The organism is Catenuloplanes atrovinosus, assembly GCF_031458235.1.
Classification (GTDB): domain Bacteria; phylum Actinomycetota; class Actinomycetes; order Mycobacteriales; family Micromonosporaceae; genus Catenuloplanes; species Catenuloplanes atrovinosus.
In genome coordinates, this window is the sequence record NZ_JAVDYB010000001.1 from 6,262,444 (window position 1) to 6,285,560 (window position 23,117).

Here is a 23,117-nt window from a genome sequence, read left to right on the forward strand (position 1 = left end):
CCATAATGATTCCTCCTCTGGGAACTTATGCACTGGCACCAAATAGGCAATACATAGCCCGGCACGGACAGCGCACACATCACATACGCAACGGCACATCCATTGAGTCAGAATGCGATGCTACCGGTCGCCAACACCCACGGAACCTCTTTAACCACGGCAGTGACCGCCCCAGCCCTTCAATACGCCGACCAGGAAACACCGAGAACCGCGTTCACCAATTGAATCGCCGAGGGGCCGGCCTACACCAGAGTACGCATAATTAGAGACCCAGCCGAACAGAACTAACGCCGTCGGCATACCGTCAGTACAATCCTCGGTCAATCTCCGAAAAGATCCTCTGAACACCTTCGGCCTTGTCCACTTCTCGCCTAACACCCATAACTAGCGCCCACCGGCGGGCATCAGGTTCCACCTTCCGGAGAATCAGAATAGCCAGTTGCCGAACATCACTATCACCATCACTTAACCAATCATAGAAAACCCAAATGGCGCCACGCGCAAGCCGCTGGCACTCACTCGCAATATCGGAGTTTCCTAATGCCATTTCAGACGGGTGCGGCTGCCCGAATACCATCTGCTGAATTAGTTCAGCCACCGTTCGCCGCACGGCACCAGAGGGCACGGACACTGCCATACACAAAAGAATTTCAAGCGTCGGCACAGCCGCCTCGTGCAGTTGCCCCTGCACGATCACCTCATTGTCGATACGCCAATATGCGGCCTCAGCAGCATCCTCGGAGGACGCCGAGAACAGGTCCCATAGCGCCTGTGGCACGCCAACGGCACTACCCGAGTCCGATCTCAAGCTCGCCCAATACACAGAGTCAATTAAGATTCGCGCGACATTATTCATGGCACAACTTCCATATCCCACGCGCCGCCAGGCTTCACCAATGTCCCGGACGGAAACTGAGACGGATCGAGGTTTTCCTGACATCGGTGACAGATTGGCACCTGCTTGCCGGTCCGCGGACGAATTGCCTCGACATATATGATTTTCTTTGGATCGATCCCTAGTTGCCGAGCAACGTCATCCTCCGCACAGCCGTCCGGATTGCTATTACAGCCTGCCGCAACCCTCCCAGTAGCCGGATCCGATCCGGCCGTCACCGTTGCCTTACTACTTCCAACCTCCGCCGCAAGGGCGTCGCGCGCCTCCCTTGCCTCATCAAGCGGGTCACCACAGCCACCAGTGTTGTGCACAAGCACCGACGTTGCGCCCGCCAGTACATAGTACGTGTGAATGTCATCAACGGTCAGGTTGTGGACGCGTTCAACTTCGGACCAGCGAGAAACTGCGGAGATTGAGACTCGAGCGCCACTGGACGTCCGCAGCCATTGACCCGGATTCAGATCAGCAGCTCTCGCCCATGCGCCTTCTTCTGGAAGCCAAAAGGGATGACCATCAGTGGCGATGATCTGGTCGACATCTTTGCCACCGGTGTCGATAGTGAGTCGAACTAGATTCTTTTCACCATCACCAACAATCGTCGCGACGACGCTCTTCGCCGCCGTCTGACCGGTATCCGGATTCGTGGCGAGCACGCTGTCGCCAGTTTCGACTTCCTCGATCGGCTTTGTAGACCCGTCAGCGAGAACGACCACGGTACCGGGAAGAAAACTATTCTTGATCGAGATTGGGCAACTGCCGTTCATATTTGGCAGAGCATCAACACGTTTGCGGCTGGCGAACCAGTTACGAGCGCCCTCGATCAGCTTGCCGCCGAGGTTCCACAGACGCTTGCCGAGGGCCGCGGCCTTCTCCCACTGCCACGGTGCGCCGTACTTGCGGGCGATTTTGGCGGGAAGCCCGCCGATGAAAGTGGTGAGAACGTTGATGGCGGTTTCGGCGCAGGCCATCAGGTCGCCGTTGGTGAAGCAGTCCAGAGCGTCGGTGATGCCCAGTTCGTCCATCAGGATCTTGCCGAGTTCCTTGGCGACCGTGATGACCAGTTGCTTGGCCGCCTCGGCCTCGGCCTGGGCCTTGGCCACCGCCGGGTCGACCGTCGGCGTGGGGTTGCGGGCGTAGCCGCCGGTGTTGGCGGTGGTCGCCTTCTTGCCGCTCGGCCGGTCGTACAGGTAGAACTTGCCGTTCGAGGCCTTCTTGAACTGGGTGTTGTTGGCCTTGTGGTAGTCCTCCTCGGCCCGGCCGCCCTCGGTGACCAGCGGGCGCAGCCCGTCCGGGTCGGAGTAGGACGTCGGGTTGTTGTTGCCGTAGGCGTACCCGTGCATCTGTTGCGGATCGGTGCTGTCGATGATCGGGTCGACGGAGATGAACCGGCCGATCGCCGGGTCGTACTCGCGTGCCCCGAGGTGGGTCAGCCCGGTCGACGCGTCCTGCGTGCCGCCGACGAAGCCCTTCTCGCTCGACCACGATGCCGGCTGCGTGCCGCGCGGTGTGCCGAACGGGGTGCTGCGCCGCATGGTGATCGCGCCGGTGGTCGCGTCGATGCTGGCCTGGCCGGTGCCGTGGTGGTCGGCGACCTCGAAGAACGTGCCCGCCACGGTCCGCACCACGACCGCGCCCGAGCCCACCGGGTAGTACCGCGTGCCGTCGACGACGCCGGTCGCCGTCTTGAGCTTCAGCTCCATGCTGCCCATGTACAGCGTGGTCGCGCCCGGTTCCTTGCGCACGATCCGGTTGCCCGAGGCGTCGTAGACGTAGCTGGTGGTCTGGCCGGCCTTGGTGACCGACTCGAGCTTGCCCTCGGCGTTCCAGTCGAACGTCTGCTCCTCGCCCACCTGGACGCGCTTGGTCATGTTGCCCGCGGCGTCGTACTCGTAGGTGTGCAGCCGGTCCCCGGCGATGGTGCGCTCGGTGACCTTCGTGAGCGCGTGCGGCCTGGCCTCGCCCGGCTCCGGGGTGACGTAGTCGCGGGTGACGCTCGCGGCGCCGCCGACGCCGTGCTGGGTCTCGGAGACCCGGTTGCCGGCCTTGTCGTAGGTGTACGTCGAGTGGTACGCCGCCGGCCCGCCGACCGTGCCGGATTCGCAGGTGGTCGAGGTCGATCGCGCCTCGGTCATCCGGCGCAGATAGTCGTAGGTGAAGCACTGGACGTCGGCGGGACCGCTGGCGGACCTGTCCTCGATTCTCTGCACGTTGCCGGAGGCGTCGTAGGCGTAGTGCTGGTCGAAGGCTGTTGCCGGCGTCGCGCCCTCGCGGCCGAGCGTGGACCGCACCAGGCGGCTGGTGCCCTCCTCGTAGAAGAACGTCTGCCACGCCTTCTTGCCGCCCGTGTTCAGCTCGGCCTGGAGCAGTTCGCCGGTCTGCGCGTAGGAGGTCGCGGTCAGGATCGTCGAGATACCGGTGCGGATGCCGGTCAGCCGCTGAAGATCGTCGTACGAGTAGGTGACGCCCTCGCCGGGCAGCCCGCCGGACGCCGGGAACGACGTCGACTTCACCGACCCGTCGGCGTTGTACGACGTGACGAAGCTGTAGGTCCCGCCCAGCGCGTCGCCGACCTCGGCCTTCGGGAAGCTGTATCGCACGGTGGTCGGCCGGTAGTTGACGTCCAGCTCCGCGTTCACCTGCACGAACTTGTTGCCGTTGACGATCCGGCTCGCCGTGTGCAAGTGCCCCTTGGCAACCTGGTCGTAGGTGTACTCGGTCAGCTTCGTGCCGGTGGTGTCGGTACCCGCGTAGGTGGCGAGCGTTCGGCCGATCACGTCGTATGTCGTGTGGATGCTCTCGCCGTTGCCGTTCTTCGTGGTTACCGGCCGGTCGAGGTCGTTGTACGTGATCTCCGAGGTGCCCGCGTCCGGGTCGATCGACTTGATCTTCCGACCGCGCTGGTCGTAGAAGTACCGCCAGACGTTGCCCTCGGGGTCCGTGACCGTCGCCTGCTGACCACCCGGCGTGTACGTGTACTTCGTGACGTCGTACGCGTCGCCGGTCGCCGTGGCACCGTGGTACTGCCGCAGCTCGATCAGCGCACCCCGGGCATCGGTGATCCGGGTCGTCGCCGTCTCGCCCGCGGGCGGGTCGACGTGGACGCGATCACCGCCGTACCTGGTGACCGAGTGCCACTTCTCCTGGCCGGCGACGAGCGTGGTCGTCACCTTGACCCGGTCGGCGCCGTCGTAGGTGTACGCGGTCTGGAGGTCGACCAGGCCGTTGTCGATCGCCTTCGTACCGTCGCTGGTCAGCAGCTGCCCGGACGGAGCGCCCGCCGCGAAGTAGGTGTCGTTGACCTTCGCCAGCTGGCCGGTGTGCGTGTAAAACGTGTCCGCGACCAGCCGGCCGCCCTCGGGTCCCTCGGACTGGGTCTGCCGCGGCCGCAGGAAGCCGTCGTAGAGCGTGTACTCGGCGCCGTACCCGACGCCGTCCGCCTCGATCTTCTCGGTCCTCGTCGACACGATCTTGCCGGACTCGATGGTGTAGCCGTACTTGATGGATGGTGACGCGCCGGCCGCGCGCGACCGATCCGGCAGCCACACGCTCACGACCCGGCCGATCGGGTCGTACGCCATCTCGGTCCGGCGCCCGTTCGGGTCACTCTGCGCCTTCGGCAGGCCCCAGGCGGGCTCGTACTCCGTGGTGGTGACGAAGTTGAACGGGCTGGGTGTGGTCTCCACCTTCAGCGTGGTCAGCCCGTACGTCTCGGTGTACGCGGTCTTCGTGAGCGTCCCGGCTCCGTCCCGCGACTCGACCGGACGCCCGTAGCCGTCGTAGACCGTGCTGGCCACCGGCACGAACGTCGCCGTGGTGCCGTCGTGCGTGGCCAGCTTCTCCGTCTTGGTCACGTCGCCCTTGGAGGGCGCCGCGCCGAGCGTGGTGGAGACGTCGTGGTAGTTCCGGTCGTGGGTGAGCAGTTGCGTGGCCCGGTTCGGCGTCACCGAGCAGAGCACGGAGAAGCCCTCGACCTGGGACACCACCTGATACAGGTGCGCGGTGGCGTTGTCGGCGTAGGTGGTGCGCGTGCACTTCTCGTCGCCGGTGACCTTGACGTCGCCGTGCTCCTCGACGCGCGTGACCCGGCCGACCGTCGTGTCGTAGCTGGTGACGGTCTTCGTCTCCCGCCAGCCGCCGGACTCCAGTGCCGTGAACCCGCGTTCGGTCTCGGGCGACACGAAGAACGCCCGGTCCCAGCCCCAGCTGTGCTGCACGGCCGCGGTCTCGTGCCGCCACGGCGACGTCACGGTCTTAGAGATCATTTTCGCGCCGTCGAAGGCCTGCGTCTCGTACGTGAATCCGGCCAGTTCGTCGTGGTCGGTGTGCGTGGTACCGACCGAGTCGGTAACCGTGCCGCCGAGGCCTCGCAGGTAGAAGTGGTCACTGCGGGTGGTCTCGATCTGGCCGTTGCCCTGCCGGACCCGCACCTGGTTGTAGCCGCGCCAGTCCGACCAGGTCAGATACGCCGGGTCGGAGAGGCCGTTCGGCTCCTCCTTCTTCCAGCCGGCGTTGCCCACGTACTCGTAGGAGGTCACCATGTCCGGCGCGCCACCGGTGTTGTCCGTCTCGGTCACGGACCTCACCACGTACTTGTGGAACCAGTCCGTGATCGGCTGTTGCTCACCCGTCGGATGCCATTTGACCGGGTAGCAGCGCTTCGTGCTCGTCGACTCCGAGCCGGGCAGGTCACCGATCCCGCAGTCCGCGTCCCAGTACCGGACGGTGACCTGGCCGCCGCTGTCGTTGAGCACCTGCGTCAGCCGGGGCCGGATCAACGGCGCGATGTTGTCCTCCGAGCCGTTGTCGATCCGGTTCGGCAGTTGCAGCGGGCCGAGTTCCACCGACGGCATCGTGACCGTGCCACCGGCCAGACCGCGATGGGTGATCTTGTGGAGCCAGAGGGAGCGCGAGCCGTCGGCGTTGTTCGTGAACGTGTGCGTCAGGTCCCAGGCGTCGACCGGGTTCCAGGCCGTGGCGCCGCGGATCTCCGTGGTGACGGTGACCAGGCGCTTACGGGTCCAGAACGACGGCGCCGACTGCGCGGTGGTGCACTTCGTGTTCGCCGCGCAGTTGCGGTCCCAGGGCACGTCCGGCCACGAGGTGGCGGTGCTGTTGTTGAGCGACCCCGGGGCGCAGGCGAAGGTGTCGGTCTTCAGGCACCGCTCGTCCGTGCCGAAGCGCACCCGCGCGGGCGCGTTCGTGGAGTAGACCGCACCGTCCTTCTGCCCGTAGTCGGCCCGGACCAGGTAGCCTCCGCGGTCGTACTCCGTACCGTTGACGTCGGACTTCGCGTTCTTCGCGTAGTGATTGGTCTCGCGCTCGTAGAAGTACGAAACGACGTTGCCGTGCACGTCCTTGACGTAGTCGAGATTCCAGCGCCAGCCCTGGTTGCAGGCCGCGTTCGCGAACGTCGCGTTGTAGCAGGGCTCGTTCGCGTCGTCGCCGAAGACCGGCACGGCCCAGACCGAGTTCGTCTCCTGCTTGTTCGCCGACCAGCCCGGAAGCCGGTTGAGGCCGAAGAAGTACTGCGTGCCGTCGACCGTGGTGACCTGCCAGTACTCGCCGTCCGCGTCACGGTTGACGGTTTTACCGGACACCAGCTTGATCTTCGTGCCGTCGTCGGAACTCAGCCGGTACGAGTCGCCCGACTTGACGAGCTTGCCGGAGCGGCCCGCGAGCGAGATGGTGGCGTTGTCGTACGCCCAGCACAGGTCACCGACCGCCTCGTGGCCGTCATCCGCGCAGGCCTTGTAGGACCGTTCGATGAAGCCCGGCTCGAACGCGAAGCCCTCACCGATCCACGAGCCCTGGTTGTTCGTCGCCGAGGTGCGCCCGTCCACCGTCTGCGAGCTGTAGGAGAGCGTGACGCCCGGGGCCTCACCGCCCGGCACCGGCGGCACGCGCATCGGATACGACCAGCTGAACGCGCCGGACGAGTTCGCCACGTTCCACTTCGACGACGGCGACAGCGAGGTGGCCGCGTACGTGCCCTGCGACGACGCCTCCTCCGCCGCCGCGGCGACCAGGGACGACGACGGTACGTCGGCCGACAGCGTTCGCGCCTCGGCGTCGTTCTCCGTCTTCAGCGGCACCGGCAGACACTCGGCCGCGTGCGGCGTGGTCAGAGCGCACTCCGGCAACCGCACCAGCCGCAGCCGCGCGCCGTAGTCACCACCGAACGCGTCGGCGAAGCCCGCGTAGCCCAGAGACAGCCGTACCGACCCGGTGCTCTTCGCGCCGCTCGCGGCACCGACCCGCACCAGCGGCCCGTCCACACCGGCGCGCGTGGACGCCGCCCGGTCCAGCGTCTCCACCCGCACCCGCGAGGGCGCGGACCGCGCGGCGGCGGCGGCCGATCGCCCGGCCACCGCCGTGACGGATACCGGCATGCCGCCCACAGTGGCCGTCGGTGCGCCGGCCGCGACCGTTACCTCCGCCGCCGCGGCCGAGGGCCAGCTGACCTTCGCGGGAGTGGCCACCATGGCGTGTACCGGATTGACAGGGCGAGGCTTCGGTACGCCGTCCACACCGCGGACAGGCTCATCCTGCTCCTGAACGGCCGGACGGCCCAAACCCGGTGCGGCCGTTGCCGGTTGCACCACGGCTTGAAGCAGTGTGGAGGAGACGATGATGGCGCTGAAGGCGGCCAAGCCGCGCCTGCGCTTCGATCGGCTGCGGCGATTCCAGGGCTGGATGAGTCGACCGACCATCACGCCTCCCCCGTCAGACATGGATCAAGGTCGAGGCGAAACGCTAGAGGCTCACAGAATGTCGTGTCAATCTCACATTCAGTGTTGAGTGAGCACTGAGGACACTCGGATCACCTACGGTCACCACGCGGAACGCCCTGACACGACGCCAGGCCCGCAAGATCAACATTGGTGATGTCAGGGATCGACACGCTGCGTTATGCCTCATACGGAAAGTTCATCGAGCCGACACCAACGCGGGCCGCCGAACTCCAACGGCCAAGCGCGATCCCCGCCGCCGGGAAACCGGCCTACTCCGGGGTGCCGGGCGGCCACCGCGCCGAGCGACGCAGCCTGGGGCCTCACCGCCGTCGGCGAGGACCGGCGTTCGCAAGATCCGGCCGGTGCACCCACGGCACACCCATGCCAGTTCCAAGATCTTTTATTGGGATGGTTCTTCCTGGTGCGCCCAGCAGGACTCGAACCTGCGACCGGTGGATTAGAAGTCCACTGCTCTATCCAACTGAGCTATGAGCGCGCGTCGGCACGTGCAGATTACCGCCGGTGGCCGCACCCCCGGGGAGGGGGCATGGATCACCGTGCGAGGACATACTAGGTTTTCGAGCGTGCAGGTGACGAGTACGACCTATTTCCCGATCCTGGTCTCTGCCCGGGAAGCGGAGTTTCACCCGGATTGGGTGCTGGACCGCTTCATCCCCGGCCTGGCCGTCGGGTACAGCTTCGGCCCGCCGTTCGGGGAGCAGATGGTGACCTGGCCGGATCTGGAGAAGATGCGGGTCAGCCGGCGGACCGTCAAGCGCCAGGCCGAGGAGACGCTCTACGCGGCCATGTCGCAGCTGCGCATCCACGGTCAGCCGCCGTCGCTGATGCTCTCCTTCGAGGGGCTCGAGTCGACCGTGCTGCTCGTCGAGGAGTTCTGGAACGACCTGGCCGAGCAGGTGCCGGGCGAGCTGGTGATCGGCGTACCGGCGCGGGATGTGGTCATCGTCACCGGTTCCGGGTCTCAGGCGGGTCTGGAGAAGACCCGCCGTGCGGTCGAGCGGATGTTCTTCGCGGGCGGCTCGCAGCTGCTCATGAACGATCTGCTGGTATGGCGAGCGGGCGGCTGGGTGCCGCTTCCGCCTCCGGAGGAGCTGCCGCAGGAGCCGGAGCTCCCGCTACCGGATCTTGATCGTGCGGAGTCCGAGGCGGTGGCGCCACGTACACCTGAGCCCATCGATCAACCTCGGTGAAAACGCGTTCCCGCACCTCCGGGCCGGAGAGCGTCAGATCGTGCATGCCGCCGTCGAACCGTACCAGCGTGAGATGACCTCCGAGGTGCGCGGCCCACTGCGCGATGTGCTCCACGTTGAGCACCGCGTCGGCGAGTCGGGCGGCCTCGTCCCAGGAGGCGCCGCGGAAGCTGCGCGCGGAGCAGGCGAGCAGGATCGGCGCCTCCACGTTCAGCCCGCGGCGCAGCCGGGCCTGCGCGTCCCGGATCGCGTCGAGCCAGCCGAACCGGACCGGGAAGCCGGCCAGCGGCTTCCACTCCAGGTTGTAGCTCCACTCGCCGCGGTGGTCGGCGTGGATGCTCTCGCCGTACACCTGGTTGAGGCTGCGCGGCAGCATGCCGTAGGGCCGCAGCCGGGTCGCCCGGCACACCGCGGACAGTAGCGGCCGGCGCATCACCCACGGCAGGTTCAGGTCGAAGAACGGGCTGTTCAGGAACAGGGCATCGACCCATCCGCGGGTACGGCGGGCGTCCGCCCAGAGGGAGACGATGAGGCCGCCGGTGGAGTGCGCGGCGACCAGCATGCGGTCGTGGCCGTCCTCCTCGCGGATGATCCGGGTCGCCTCGTCCAGTTCGGGGAAGTACTCGTCGACCCGGCGGCAGAAGTTCGGGGTCTGGTGCGGTAGCAGGCTTCTGCCGTATTTGCGCAGGTCGAGCGCGTAGAAGTCCCAGCCCCGGTCGGTGAAGAACTCGGCCAGGTGGGTCTGGAAGAAGTAGTCGACGAAACCGTGCACGTAGAGCACGGCACGGCCGTCCGGATTGTCGCTGCGGCGGCGGACCAGGGTGGCGACGACGGGGCCCTCGTCGTCGTTCCCGAGGTCGATCGTGCGGCGTTCATAGGGCTCGCCGAGAACGTCAATCTCCACGTCAGCGACGTTACCCGCAGTCGCGTGGCATAGCAGATCATCCGGCCGTACGAACGTTGTCCACAGGCGGTTTCGCCGTCCACAGGCAGGATCTCGAGCGACGGTACGGACGGAATCTGGACCCCTCACATCCGAGCAAGGGGGTCCCATGTTCGACACGTACGTCACCGTGGTCGGCAACGTGCTGACCGCGCCCGAGTGGCGCCGCACCGAAAAGACGAAATCGCTGGTCACCCACTTCAAGGTGGCGTCGACGGCCCGCAAGCTGGACCGCGAGACCGGCCAGTGGGTCGACGGCAACGCGCTGCGCGTCCGCGTCACCTGCTGGCGCCGTCTCGCCGAGGGCGTGGCCGCGTCCGTGATGACCGGCGACCCCATCATCGTCCTCGGCCGAATGTATACGCGGGATTGGATCGACCCGGAGGGCAACCCCCGCGTGCAGTACGAGTTGGAGGCCGTCGCGGTCGGCCACGACCTGACCCGGGGGCGCAGCAGGTTCCTGCGCACCAAGGCGGCCGGGCCCGCCACCGGCGGCGTCGACGACGCCGCGTCCGACGCCCAGATCGGCGGCGAGGCCACCGAGCCGGTGCCGCCGGGCGAGGTTCCGCACGCCACCGCGGAGGACGACGACTACGAGCCGCCGGCCGTCCCGCTCGACCGGCCGGACGACCCGCTGGCCGGCGAGGACCTGGAGACCGCGCTGGAGCTCGACGACGACCGGGCGCTGGTCTCACCGCGTTGACCGCCGCCCGGCGCCACCGCCGCCGCGCACGCGGCGGTGGCCCGCCACCCACCGGCCACGGCCGGCCGAGGCTCACCCCCGTCGGGCCCGGCCGCCGGAGATCGCGACCTCCGTCGGAGAACGGCAGGGGCCGGTGGGTGGCATCCCACGCCCGCGCATGATGATCGGCCTCCGCCGGAGGCCCCGAACAGGGTGGATAGGCTGCCCGGCGGAGGTGACCCGTGCTCACGACAGCAGGTTCCGCACGACCGCGGTCCCACGCCCGGCGGCTGCGCGCCGCGGAGGCGATCGGCATCATCACGGGGTACGGGCTGGACGCGCTGATCGGCGATCCGCGGCGCTGGCACCCGGTGGCCGGGTTCGGCACGGCCGCCTCGGCGCTGGAGAAGCGGGTCTACGCGCCGGACCGCGCGGCCGGTGCGCGTTTCGCCGCGATCGCCGTGGGCGCGCCGGTGCTGGCCGGGGCCGCGATCGCCGGGCTGACCCGGCGGCGGCCCGTCCTGCGCGCGGTGGCGGTGGCGGCCGCGACCTGGACCGTGCTGGGCGCGCGCACGCTGCGCGCCGAGGCGCACACCATGGCCGGCGCGCTGGAGGGCGGCGACCTCGCGACCGCGCGCGGGCGGCTCGGCCACCTGTGCGGGCGAGACCCGTCCGCGCTGGACGAGCCGGAGCTGGCCCGCGCCACGGTCGAGTCCGTCGCGGAGAACACGTCGGACGCCGTGGTCGCCCCGCTCTTCTGGGGCGCGGTTGCGGGCCTGCCCGGACTGCTCGGCTACCGCGCGGCGAACACGCTGGACGCGATGGTCGGTCACCGGTCGGCGCGCTACGCACGCTTCGGCACGGCCGCGGCCCGTCTGGACGACGCGCTCAACCTGGCACCGTCCCGGCTGACCGCCGCGCTCACCGTGGCCCTCGCCCCACTCGCCGGCGGCGACCCGGCCCGCGCGCTGCGGACCTGGCTGCGCGACGGGCACCGCCACCCCAGCCCGAACGCGGGGCAGTGCGAGTCGTCCATGGCCGGCGCGCTCGGCGTCCGGCTCGGCGGGCGCAACGTCTACTTCGGACGTGCCGAGACCCGTCCATACCTGGGTGACGGCGCTCCCCCGCTGGCGCCGGACATCGCGCGCGCGGCCCGCCTCTCCGGCGCGGTCGGCCTCACCGCCGCGCTGCTGGCCACCGCGTGGCGCCTCACCGCCGGCGTCCGCACCACCCCGGCGGGCGGCGAGCGATGAGCGGCGGGCTGCTGGTCGCCGGCACCACGTCGGACGCCGGGAAGAGCGTGCTCACCGCCGGGATCTGCCGGTGGCTGCACCGGCGCGGCGTGCGCGTGGCCCCGTTCAAGGCGCAGAACATGTCGAACAACTCGGCCGTGGTGGTCGGGCCGGACGGCCGCGGCGGCGAGATCGGCCGGGCCCAGGCCATGCAGGCCGCCGCCGCCGGCGTGGCGCCGGACATCCGGTTCAACCCGGTGCTGCTCAAGCCCGGCAGCGACCTGCACAGCCAGGTGGTGCTGCTCGGCGAGGCGGTGGACACGGTGAGCGCGGGCAGCTACCGGGCGCTGCGCCCCGCGCTCGCGGAGACCGTCTTCGCGACGCTGGCCGAGCTTCGGGCGGAGTACGACGCGGTGATCTGCGAGGGCGCGGGCAGCCCCGCCGAGATCAACCTGCGCGCCGGCGACTTCGTGAACATGGGGCTCGCCCGCGGCGCGCAGCTGCCCGCGATCGTGGTCGGCGACATCGACCGGGGCGGCGTGTTCGCGGCGCTGTTCGGCACGCTCGCGCTGCTCTCCCCCGAGGACCAGGCGCTGCTCAGCGGCTTCGTGATCAACAAGTTCCGCGGCGACCTGGAGCTGCTCCGCCCCGGCCTCGACATGATCACCAAGGCGACCCGCCGGCCCGTGCACGGCGTCCTCCCCTACGACCACGACCTGTGGCTCGACGGCGAGGACTCGCTCGCCTACGGCAGCACGCTCGGCCGTCCCACGCCGCCGATCGGCCGCGATTGGCTCCGCGTCGCCGTCGTCCGCCTGCCGCGCATCTCCAACGCCACCGACGCGGAGGCGCTGGCCGCCGAGCCCGGCGTCCGGGTCCGCCTCACCGGCACCCCCGCCGACCTGCTCGACGCCGACCTGGTGGTGCTCCCCGGCTCCAAGTCCACGGTCGCCGACCTGCGCTGGCTCCGCGAGACCGGCCTCGCCGACGCCGTCACCGCCCACGCCGCCGCCGGCAAGCCCGTGCTCGGCATCTGCGGCGGCTTCCAGATGCTCTCCCGCGTCATCCACGACGACGTGGAAAGCCGCGACGGCACCGTCCCCGGCCTCGGCCTGCTACCCACCGAGATCACCTTCGCCCCCCGCAAGACGCTCGGCCTCCCCCACGGCAGCGCCTTCGGCACCGAACACGTCACCGGCTACGAGATCCACCACGGCGTGGTCTCCAACACCGACGACGACACCCCCGCCTTCCTGCACTACGCCGACGGCCGCCCCGAGGGCGCCATCGCCGGCCCGGTCTTCGGCACCCACTGGCACGGCGCCTTCGAGTCCGACGGCTTCCGCCGCCGCTTCCTCACCCAGGCCGCCCACCTCTCCGGCCGCCACGGCTTCACCGTCGCCCCCGACACCTCATTCGCCGCCGCCCGCTCCCACACCCTCGACCGCCTGGCCGACCTCGTCGAACAACACCTCGACACCACCACCCTCTGGCACCTCATCGAATCCGGCCCCCCACCCGGCCTCCCCTTCATCCCCCCAGGCGCCCCTTCCTGACCCACCACCACCTCCACACCCCCCGACCAGCCACCCCAGTGACCAGCACACCGTCACCGGACGCGACGCAAGCCCGCCGCAACGCAAGCAACCCGCGCAGGGCAAGCCGCCGCAACGCAAGCAACCCGCGCAGGGCAAGCCGCCGCAACCCAAGCAACCCGCGCAGGGCAAGCCGCCGCAACCCAAGCAACCCGCGCAGGGCAAGCCGCCGCAACCCAAGCAACCCGCGCAGGGCAAGCCGCCGCGCACCCCAGCCACCGCACAAACGCGCAACCTAAGCACCGCGCAGCGCAAGTCCGCCACGCTGCGCAGGTCCTCCGCGCAATGCAAACCCGCCGCGCATCGCAGCATGTTTCGCGCAGCAAGCCCGCCACGCGACCCGAGCCACCGACAGCGCGAGCCCGCCACGCTTCCAGGCCCGCCACGCTGCGCAGGCCCGCCGCGCAGCAGCAGGGCGCGGTGTGGTTTGTTCGCGAGTTCCGGCACCAGCAGGACCTCACTGATGTGGATGTTCGCGAGTGTGGGCACCACCCCGATCGCGCCTGCGGTCAGCCCGGCTTTTCTCACGGTCTGTGAGCGCACTGGAAGTGCAGGATGCGCCTGGTCCGCGGCGGGTGAGGGCGGCCGAATACCGCATGAAATGCCTGATGTCTCTGGATGCAGAACGCGTACTGTAGCCGTCATGTCTGTGGATCTTGAGGCGACGTTGGAGAGACCGGTCGCGTTCGCTGATGTGCTGAACGCGGCGCGAGAAGTCCTCTCCGTCATGCTCAACGTCTCCACGGTTCCTGCACTAGCCGTCTTCGCCGACCGTGAATACCAACAAGGGCAACGCGTCGGTCAGGGCCGCCGGTTGGAGCCGGCGGACATCATGATCGGCGTACCGCTGACAGAAGGTGCCGTCCACTTCGAGATCGACCTACCGGCAACTGGTGACGGCGCCCGGTTCATGGTGATCGACGGGGCAGCGGAAGGCTGGGGCAGCGGGCGCACGGCCGTGATCAGCCCGTACCGCACCTGTGTCGGTGTGGCATTGGCAACCGGGCTTGCTCTGGCAACGGCACAGCTGGCAGGGGGCCGCTACATCGATGAGCAGATCGGCATGCTCAGCGGGTGCCACGCGCCTGATCACGTCATCGGCCGCACCCGGCTACTCGAGCGTGGCGACGACTTCACCGTCCAATGCGAGAGGTATCTGCGACAGTTTTCCCATCTCAACGGCTGGCCAGAGGACCGTTCAATACGTTGATTCCCCACGATGAGGTCCGTGCCGGACAGCGCACTACTCGCGCAGCGGTGATCAATCGTCATGACGCGAGTCGGTAGAACGGCATGTCCGGGCGTCGGCCGACGGTCAAGCGCAGGTGACGCCTGCGGTGAGCGCCGCACTCAATCCGCCGGCAGCTCCGGATGGCGTACCGGCAGAATCAGTCGCCGCATCGTCGATGTGTGGCACCCTGTGGATCTTCACCCCTACCGCGAGGCCACGGTGACGATCTACTTCTACGGCGCCGACGACCTTCCGTACGGTTGCTTCTCCAACTTCTCCTCGCACGGCTTTGACCTCGACGGTCACTGGTGGGCGACGTCCGAGCACTACTTCCAGGCCCAGAAGTACGCCGGCACCCGCCACGCCGACCTGATCCGCCGGGCGGCCACCCCGTTGCGCGCCGCCGAACTGGGCCGCGACCGCTCCCGCCCGCCGCACCGCGACTGGGAGCGGGTCAAGGACGACGCGATGCGCCGGGCCGTCGCGGCCAGATTCGCCGCCCACGCCGACGTCCGCGCCATCCTCCTCAACACCGGCGACGCCGAGATCGTCGAGGACAGCGGCACCGACCACTACTGGGGACGAGGCCGCACCGGCACCGGCAAGAACATGCTGGGCCGAATCCTGATGCGCACCCGCACCCGGCTACGCGCCGGCCCCGCCCACAACGACGACGTACGGGACGGCCGACAACATCGATAGTTCCCGGATGCAACCACCGGCAACCGGCGTGAACTCCGGCCTGGCCGCGGTCACTGCTGGCCTCAGCGTGCCTTCGGTTCCGGCCCCGTCGAAGGCAACGTCGACCGCATCATCACGCAAGGAGGGACAGAATCCGGTGCTCGCTGTCGCAATCGGGCGGGACGGCGCGGCGCCGCCCGGTCAGCGGAGGGCGGCGGCGATCGCTTCCGCCGGGGTCGTCGTCGGCCGGCCGATCAGGCGCCGCAGGTCGCCGGAGTCGGTGAACATTTCGTCGTGGCTCATGGCGCGGTCGGCGTCCGCGAGGACGTGCGCCAGTTCGGCGGGCACGCCCGCGTCGACCAGCACCCGGGCGAACTCGTCGACCGGCAGATCGGTGTAGCCGATCCGCTTGCCCGTCGCGGCCGAGATCGCCGCGGCCAGCTGTGTCAGGGTGAAGGCCTCATCGCCGCCCAGCTCGTACGCCGTGCCGTCGTGGCCTTCGGTAGTCAGCACGACCGCGGCGGCGTCGGCGTAGTCGGCTCGGGTCGCGGCGCTGATCCTGCCCTGGCCGGCGGCCCCGACGAGCGCTCCGCCCCGCAGTACCTGAGGGAGCCGGTCGGTGTAGTTCTCCAGGTACCAGCCGTTGCGCAGCATCACGCTGGGGAGGCGCTCGCGCACGTACTCCTCCGTGGCCCGGTGGGTGGGAGCAAGGCTGGTGGTGGACGTGTCCGCGTGCAGCATGCTCGTGAACGCGACCAGCGACGCGCCCGCCACCACCGCGGCGTCGATGGCGCGGCGGTGGTTGGCGACGCGCTCGCTCGGGGTCGTGGTGGAGATCAGCAGAAGCTTGTCCACGCCCTCGAAGGCTGCGGGGAGGCTGTCGGGCTCCGCGAAGTCGGCCCTGCGAACCTCGACACCGCGGTCGGCGAAGTCCTTGATCCTGCTGATGTCACGGCTGGTCGCGACGATCTCGGAGGCCGGCACCCCTCGGGTCAGCAGCGCTTCGACGGTGAGCCGGCCCAGATTTCCGGAGGCTGCGGTGACGACGATCGACATGGCGGTGACACCTTTCTGCCGCGGGCCTTCCGCGACGTGAACCCACGATGACCTGGTCGCTCTCCTTTGGTAAGGGCGAACTTTCGGGTAAGGTGCCCACCCGGGCGAAAGAATCCAGGTGAGGTTTGTGGCGACGGTTCGGGAAGTGAGCGGGTCCACACCATCGTGGGACCCGTATACGCGGGGTTGCCCGTCGCGTGACGTGCTCGACCAGATCGGCAGCAAGTGGGCTGTCCTGGTGATGGGCGAGCTCGGCAGGCATGGGGCGCGCCGGTTCACGGAGCTGCGGCAGCACCTCGGGGGGATCAGCGAGAAGATGCTCACCCAGACGCTGCGCACGCTGGAACGCGACGGGCTGATCCTGCGGACGGTGTATCCGGAGGCGCCGATCCGGGTGGAGTACGAGCTGACCCCGCTCGGCCAGACCCTGCGCGGTCCCCTGAAGGCGCTCACAGAGTGGTCAACGCAGCACATCGAGGAAGTCGTCGACGCCCGCCAGAAGTACGACGAACGCACCAGGAAATAGCGGGCGCCTCCGGAGAAGCGGGGTGATCTCGCCGGGACCCGGCCGGATCGCCGGTGCCGTGTCAGAGAGGATGGCGGGTGGGTCAGGAGGCCTCGGTGATGGTGCCGTCCTCGTGGATTATTCGGCTGCTCCAGTAGGTGTCCCACTCGTCGCCGAGGTGTTCGGGGACCTGGCCGTCGGGGTAGCGGACGTAACCGGACGGGGGCTCCTCGCCGTCGGCGACGCACGCGCGGCCGGTGGCGTTGCCGATGGCCTTGACCGGGTACTCGCCGCCGGCGCAGATGCTCTCCTGGAACGAGCATCCGGCGATGACGGTGGTCAGCGTCAGGAGCGGGAGCAGACGCGTGAGGGTACGCATGACTCCGACGCTAGTGCCCGGCCGGGAAACCGCCACCGTACGGCCGCCATCCCGCGTGGAAGCGGGTGCGGGCGGACGGGCGTAAGCCGGCGGCCTCCTGACGCCGAGGCGGGCGTACTCGCCGACCGGGAGGAACCCGGCCACGCCCGCGCCCGGCGGCCCGGCCGCCGTCTCAGGGGCCACCCCACCCGCGCGAGGGAACCCCCCGAGCCGGTCCGGGGTCGCGATTCCAGGGAAAACCGCCGATGCCGGTTCAAGATCACCTTCCTAGGCTCAAATCGCCCATACGGCTGAGGAAGGGAACACCCGACATGCACCGACGCATCGCCGTGACGGCCCTCGCCGCCACGATGGCGACGACGCTGGCCGCGACGTTCGCCGTGGCTCCCGCCGGCGCGACCATCGCGACGACGACGACCGGCACCGGAAGGGAGGACAAGCGACTCGTACAGGAGGCCGCCAACGACCTCGCCGCCTTCGGCATCACCGGGGTGCAGGCCCTGATCCGGGACGGCCACCGCACCACCGAGGCGCGGGCCGGCGTCGCGGACGTCACCACCAACCGGCCGGTGCCGAAGAACGGCTACTTCCGGATCGGCAGCAACACCAAGACGTTCGTCTCCGTGATCGTGCTCCAGTTGGTCGGCGAGGGCCGGCTCCGGCTGGACGACCCGGTCGAGCGCTGGCTGCCCGGCCTGGTCACCGGCAACGGCCACGACGGCTCGAAGATCACGATCCGGCACCTGCTGCGCCACCAGTCCGGCCTGACCGAATACCTGGACGATCTCCAGTTGCAGACCGTCGAGGACTTCGAGCGGCACCGGTTCGACCACTGGGAGGACGAGGGCCTGGTCCGGCTCGCGCTCGCCCATCCGCCGCTGTTCGAGCCCGGCACTCAATGGTCGTACTCGAACACCAACTACATCCTGGCCGGCATGGTCATCAAGAGCGTCACCGGCAAGCCGTGGCACGCCCACCTGCAGCAGCGGATCCTGCGGCCGGCCGGCATGACGCAGACGGTCTACCCCGGGGACAAGGCGGACCTGCCGAACCCGCATGCGCAGGCCTACGAGGTCTTCGATCCGGACGGCACCCGCCTGGACACCACGCGGTGGAACGCCACGGCGGCGGGCGCGGCCGGCGGCCTGGTCTCCACGCCGACCGACCTGAGCCGTTTCTGGCAGGCACTCCAGTCGGGCAAGCTGCTGCGCCCGGCCGAGTTCCGCGAGATGCACCAGACCGTGCCGCTTGGCGACGGCGTCGGGTACGGCCTGGGCATCTTCTTCACGCCGTCGGAGTGCGGCGGCTTCTGGGGTCACGACGGCGGCACGCCGGGCATGTACACGATGAACGGCGTCACGTCCGACGGCGACCGATCCGTGATCATCTCGATCAGCTCGGCGCCGGCCGACCCGGCCAACGCGAGCGCGCGCGCCGCACAACTGGTCACCGACGCGCTCTGCCAGGACCGGTAGAAGGACTACGCTCGACCGACGTGACGAGTCCCCTGGATCGCACCACCCGGAACGTGGCGCTGCTCGCGGAGCTCTTTCCCGGGTGCGTGACGGAGACGCGGGACCCTGACGGCTCGGTGCGCATCGCGATCGATCTCGATCTGTTGCGCACCGAGCTCGGCGAGCACCTGGTGGAGGGCCCGCGCGAGCGGTTCCATCTGGACTGGCCGGGCAAGCGGGAGGCACTGCTGGCCGCGAACCGGCCGGCCGGCCGCGCGCTGCGCCCGGACCGGGACGGCAGCGCGGACTTCGACGGCACGCGGAACCTGTTCATCGAGGGCGACAACCTGGACGCGCTGCGCCTGCTCCAGGAGACGTACCTGGGCAAAGTCAAGGTCATCTACATCGACCCGCCGTACAACACCGGCAGCGACCGGTTCGTCTACCCGGACCGGTTCCGCGAGCGCGCCGACGACTACCGCACGCGCGCCGGGCTGCGCGGCAACCTCGCGACGGACGGCCGGTTCCACTCGAACTGGCTGTCGATGATGTATCAGCGGCTCACGCTGGCCCGCACGCTGCTGCGCGAGGACGGGGTGCTGCTGATCTCGATCAACGACGTGGAGCAGGCGCACCTGCGCCGGATCTGCGACGAGATCTTCGGCGAGGCGAACTTCCTGACCCAGTTCGTCTGGCTCAACGAGGGCAACGTCGACCAGCAGAGCGCGATCAAGGGCATGCACGAGTACGTCCTCGCCTACGCCCGTGACCTGCCACGACTTGGCCGGCCGGCGATCATCGACCCGAACATCGAGGACGAGAGCAAGCTCTTCAACGACCGCATCGAGAACTCGATCACCAAGAACGGGCCGGCCAACCCGGAGTCCACGATCACGCTGCCCGCGGGGTTCCCGGCCTGGTTCGAGCACGGCGAGATCCCGCCCCGCACGGACAAATACCCCAAAATCCTCGACCCCATCACGGTACGGAACGGGAAACTCACCGGCCCCGCGCGGATGCGCAGCGGCTGGAGCAGTCGCAACCTGCTCGAACTCTTCATCGCCAACGGCTTCACCCCGATCCGGGACGCCAAGGGCCGCACCACCACGTTCGCGCTGACCGATCGCGGCGTCCTCTACTACGCCAAGCACCGCCCGCCGGACGCCGGGCACGTGGTGTCCGTGCTGCGCAACATGGGCACCACCAAGCAGAACAGCGCCATGCTCGCCGCCTGGGGGATCGAGTTCTCGTACCCGAAGCCGGTCTTCCTGATCGAGTTCCTGATCCGCACGTTCACCACCCCGGACGACGACGCGCTGGTCCTGGACTTCTTCGCCGGCTCGGCGACCACCGCGCACGCGGTCTTCCGGGCGAACGCGGCCGACGGCGGCAATCGGCGGTTCGTGCTGGTGCAATACCCCGAGCCGTACGCCGGGCCGGGCTTCGAGACCATCGCGGACCTGGCCCGGGAGCGCATCCGCCGGTGCGGCGCCGAGGTCACGTCCGCGCCGCGCCACCACGGCTGGCGGGGAGATGTCGGATTCCGCAGTCTGCGCATAGACGCGCCGAGCCTCCGGGAGACGCCGCCGGGCGTCCGGCAGGAGGATCTGCCGTGGCACGCCGACCGCGCGGCCCCCGGCCGTACCGACGAGGATCTGCTCTTCGACGTGCTGATCCGGTTCGGCGTGGATCCGGCCGAGCGCATCGCCCGGGACCGTATCGCCGGCCACGACGTCTTCGCCGCCGGTGACCTGCTGGCCTGCCTGTCCGACGCGCCGCCCTACACGCCGGAGTTGTTCGCCGAGGTGGCCCGCCGCCGGCCCGCGCGGATGGTGCTGCGCGACGCCGGATTCACCGGCGACGAGCTGCGGATCAACGCGGAACGGCTGCTCGGCCCCGGCATCGACCTGCGGGTGCTGTGATGCGGCTGCGGTACGCGGTCCAGCCGCACCAGACCGAGGCGGTGGCCGCGGTGGTGGACACGTTCGCCGGCCAGCCGCACGTGGCCGGACCGTCCAACGCGCCGCCGCGGATCGGCGCGGACCGGCTGCTGGCGAACGTGCGCGCGGTGCAGTCCGCGCGCGGGCTGCCGCCGTCGTCCGCGCTGGTCCCGAGCGCCGGCTGCGCGATCAACCTGGACGTGGAGATGGAGACCGGGACCGGCAAGACCTACGCCTACATCAAGACCATCTTCGAGCTGCACCGGGCGTACGGCTGGGGCAAGTTCGTCGTGGTCGTCCCCGGCATCGCCATCCGCGAGGGCGTGGACCGCACGTTCGCGCAGACCGCGGAGCACTTCATGGCCGCGTACGGCAGGAAGGCCCGGTTCTTCGTCTACCGCTCCCGGCACCTGCACCGGCTGGAGAGCTTCGCGTCCGGCCCCGGCATCAACGTCATGATCATCAACATGCAGTCGTTCACCGGGGCGGAGCGGCGGCGCATCCACACCGAGCGCGACGACTTCCAGTCCCGGCGCCCGATCGACGTGCTGGCCGGCACCCGCCCGGTCCTGATCCTGGACGAGCCGCAGCGGATGGAGGGCGGTCGCACGCTCGGCGCGCTCACCGAGTTCCGCCCGATCGCGATCCTGCGCTACTCCGCCACCCACCGGATCGCCCGCAACCTGGTGCACCGGCTCGATGCGCACGACGCCCACCGGCGCGGGCTGGTCAAGCGCATCGCGGTGCACGGCGTGACCGCACCCGGGCTGAGCGAGGAGGGGCTGCGCCGCGTGCAGATCCGGGAGGCGGTGCGCGCGCACCTGGATCGGGAGGCGCGGCTCGGTCCGTACCGGGTGAAGGTCCTATCGCTGTTCTTCATCGACTCGGTCGCGCGGTACCGCGACTACGCGCGCCCGGACGGCAAGGGCGACTACGCGCGCGTGTTCGAGGAGGAGTACCGGCGGGCCACCGGCTGCGACGCGCCCGGGTCGGTGCACCGCGGCTACTTCTCCGTCGACCGCCGGACCGGGCGGCTCACCGACCCCGCTGCGCCGGACGACGAGGACGCGTTCGACCTGATCCTGCGCGACCGCGAGCGGCTGCTCTCGCCGGACGAGCCGGTGCGGTTCCTGTTTTCCCACTCCGCGCTGCGCGAGGGCTGGGACAACCCGAACGTCTTCGTCATCTGCCTGCTCAAACGCGGCGACAGTACGATCTCCCGCCGCCAGGAGGTGGGCCGCGGCCTGCGTCTCGCGGTCGGCGCGGACGGCGAGCGGCTGACCGATCCCGCGCTCAACGAGCTGACCGTGATCACGCCGGAGTCGTACCGGGACTTCGTCGCCGGCCTGCAACGCGAATTCCCCCGCCCGCCCGATGTCCAGGACGCCACCCGCCCGCGCCCGCCGCGCGCACCGGAACGGCCACCGGCCCACCTGATCACGCTCGACTCGGCCGCGCTGATCACCGCGTGCGTGACCGCGCTGAACGCCCACCTCCCGGCCGCCCCGCCGCGCTACACCGTCACCACCGCGGCCGGCACCCGCGAGACCGACGCCGGCCCGATCCCCACCACCGCCCACGACCTGCTCGCCGACCTGGCCGACGCCACCGGCCTCACCCGCCGCACGCTGGCCGCCATCCTCACCGCCATCCACCCCGCCGTCTTCGCCGGCTTCGCCCGCGACCCCCGCGCCTTCCTCACCGAGGCCGCCCGCGTCATCACCGATCAGCGCCGGCGCGCCGAGATCATCGAGCGACCGGTGGACCGGCACTGACCCGCGCGGCCGCGGAGTCTGGGCACGCACCGGTGAACTTTGGTCTACGGAGTGATCGACCAATGCCGGTCGCGACGGCGGGGCGGGCGAGGGCAGGCTGAGGCCGTGGTGACGGTGAAACGGTCGTTCTGGGATCTCGCGCTGGTCTGTGCCGGTTTTCCGGTGCTCGGGACCGGCCTCGGACTGCTGACCCACCGGTTCTGGGACTGGCTGGACGGCCTCGACTGGCTGCCGATGCACGGCCTGGTCCGCTGGGTCGGCGGCTGGCCGGAGCCGTGGGCGCTGGTCGGCTTCACCGGCGGCGGGCTGGCGCTCGGCCTGGCGCTGACCGCGTCCGCGTTCTGGGGCTACACCGTGATCCGGGTGGACGGCGACGAGCTGGTGGTCCGGCGCGGCGACCGGACGAAGCGGGCCCCACGGGCCGCGATCGGCACGGTCTGGGCGGACGAGTCCGGCGGCCTGCTCAGCAAGGAGCTGGTGGTCCTCGGCCGGGACGGCACCGAGCTGTGGCGGGTCCGCGGCGACCTCCCACCGCGCGACAACATCCGGGACGTGCTCACCGCGCACGGCTTCCCGTGGCGCGACGGCGGTGATCCGCACGCGTCGTCGTACCGTCGCTGGGTCGAGGGTCTTCCCGAGGACGACGCCCCGGACGGCCTGCCCCGCGGCGCGAACGCGCTGCTCGCCGCCCGGCAGCGCGCGCTCGGCCGGGACGATCACGACGACGCGGACGCGCTGCGGCAGGAACTGGCCCGGCTCGGGATCTCGTTGCGGGACGAACGGAAGCGCCAATACTGGAGGCGGTAG

13 protein-coding genes, 1 tRNA gene and 2 pseudogenes are annotated in these 23,117 nt (G+C 69.5%); 10 read left to right on the forward strand and 6 right to left on the reverse strand.

The features are described from left to right. Positions 1-304: 304 nt before the first annotated feature. The 4 genes from J2S41_RS27690 to J2S41_RS27705 form a co-directional block, all read right to left on the reverse strand. Positions 305-856: a hypothetical protein gene (locus J2S41_RS27690; protein WP_310371912.1), complete on the reverse strand. Its 552-nt coding sequence runs from the start codon at positions 854-856 to the stop codon at positions 305-307. Continuing rightward, positions 853-7,284 carry a polymorphic toxin-type HINT domain-containing protein gene (locus J2S41_RS27695; RefSeq protein WP_310371914.1) on the reverse strand — a complete coding sequence of 2,144 codons (6,432 nt, stop codon included), beginning with the start codon at positions 7,282-7,284 and terminating at the stop codon, positions 853-855. The genes J2S41_RS27690 and J2S41_RS27695 overlap by 4 nt, the downstream gene beginning before the upstream one ends. A 761-nt stretch (positions 7,285-8,045) precedes the next feature. Next, positions 8,046-8,122, reverse strand: a tRNA-Arg gene (locus J2S41_RS27700). Positions 8,123-8,676: 554 nt separating this feature from the next. Then, entirely contained in the window at positions 8,677-9,741 is a 1,065-nt protein-coding gene (locus tag J2S41_RS27705) for an alpha/beta hydrolase (protein WP_310371916.1), read from the reverse strand. Between the two features lie 148 nt (positions 9,742-9,889). Between J2S41_RS27705 and J2S41_RS27710 the strand changes: the two are divergent. The 5 genes and pseudogenes from J2S41_RS27710 to ybiA all read left to right on the forward strand — a co-directional run. Further along, positions 9,890-10,574, forward strand: a pseudogene (locus J2S41_RS27710) (single-stranded DNA-binding protein); the annotation flags it as partial. 178 nt (positions 10,575-10,752) lie between these two features. Further along, positions 10,753-11,726 (forward strand): annotated as a pseudogene (locus J2S41_RS27715) (cobalamin biosynthesis protein); the annotation flags it as partial. Next, the gene (locus J2S41_RS27720; RefSeq protein WP_310371920.1) at positions 11,712-13,250 is read left to right on the forward strand and encodes a cobyric acid synthase; all 1,539 of its coding nucleotides are present in this window, start codon (positions 11,712-11,714) and stop codon (positions 13,248-13,250) included. The pseudogene J2S41_RS27715 and the gene J2S41_RS27720, both read left to right, overlap by 15 nt. Positions 13,251-13,932: 682 nt before the next feature. Next, entirely contained in the window at positions 13,933-14,499 is a 567-nt protein-coding gene (locus tag J2S41_RS27725) for a hypothetical protein (protein WP_310371922.1), read from the forward strand. 210 nt (positions 14,500-14,709) lie between these two features. Continuing rightward, positions 14,710-15,222 carry a riboflavin biosynthesis intermediates N-glycosidase gene (ybiA, locus tag J2S41_RS27730; RefSeq protein WP_310371923.1) on the forward strand — a complete coding sequence of 171 codons (513 nt, stop codon included), beginning with the start codon at positions 14,710-14,712 and terminating at the stop codon, positions 15,220-15,222. A gap of 180 nt (positions 15,223-15,402) precedes the next feature. Here the strand turns inward: ybiA and J2S41_RS27735 are convergent, their stop codons facing one another. Then, the gene (locus J2S41_RS27735; protein WP_310371925.1) at positions 15,403-16,257 is read right to left on the reverse strand and encodes an SDR family oxidoreductase; all 855 of its coding nucleotides are present in this window, start codon (positions 16,255-16,257) and stop codon (positions 15,403-15,405) included. Positions 16,258-16,459: 202 nt separating this feature from the next. On the opposite strand from J2S41_RS27735, the gene J2S41_RS27740 reads away from it, so the two are divergent. Further along, a complete protein-coding gene (locus tag J2S41_RS27740) occupies positions 16,460-16,783 on the forward strand; it encodes a winged helix-turn-helix transcriptional regulator (protein ID WP_310371926.1) in 324 nt (107 codons plus the stop codon). 82 nt (positions 16,784-16,865) lie between these two features. Here the strand turns inward: J2S41_RS27740 and J2S41_RS27745 are convergent, their stop codons facing one another. Continuing rightward, a complete protein-coding gene (locus J2S41_RS27745; protein ID WP_310371927.1) occupies positions 16,866-17,141 on the reverse strand; it encodes an SCO0607 family lipoprotein in 276 nt (91 codons plus the stop codon). Between the two features lie 311 nt (positions 17,142-17,452). On the opposite strand from J2S41_RS27745, the gene J2S41_RS27750 reads away from it, so the two are divergent. The 4 genes from J2S41_RS27750 (at position 17,453) to J2S41_RS27765 (ending at position 23,117) form a co-directional block, all read left to right on the forward strand. Next, entirely contained in the window at positions 17,453-18,616 is a 1,164-nt protein-coding gene (locus tag J2S41_RS27750) for a serine hydrolase domain-containing protein (RefSeq protein WP_310371928.1), read from the forward strand. A 20-nt stretch (positions 18,617-18,636) separates the two neighbouring features. Then, on the forward strand, positions 18,637-20,517 hold the full coding sequence (locus tag J2S41_RS27755) for a site-specific DNA-methyltransferase (RefSeq protein WP_310371929.1): 1,881 nt from the start codon (positions 18,637-18,639) through the stop codon (positions 20,515-20,517). Then, the gene (locus J2S41_RS27760; RefSeq protein WP_310371931.1) at positions 20,517-22,310 is read left to right on the forward strand and encodes a DEAD/DEAH box helicase family protein; all 1,794 of its coding nucleotides are present in this window, start codon (positions 20,517-20,519) and stop codon (positions 22,308-22,310) included. Before J2S41_RS27755 ends, J2S41_RS27760 begins: the two co-directional genes overlap by 1 nt. A 105-nt stretch (positions 22,311-22,415) precedes the next feature. Beyond that, positions 22,416-23,117, forward strand: a complete 702-nt coding sequence (locus J2S41_RS27765) for a YqeB family protein (protein ID WP_310371932.1) — start codon at positions 22,416-22,418, stop codon at positions 23,115-23,117.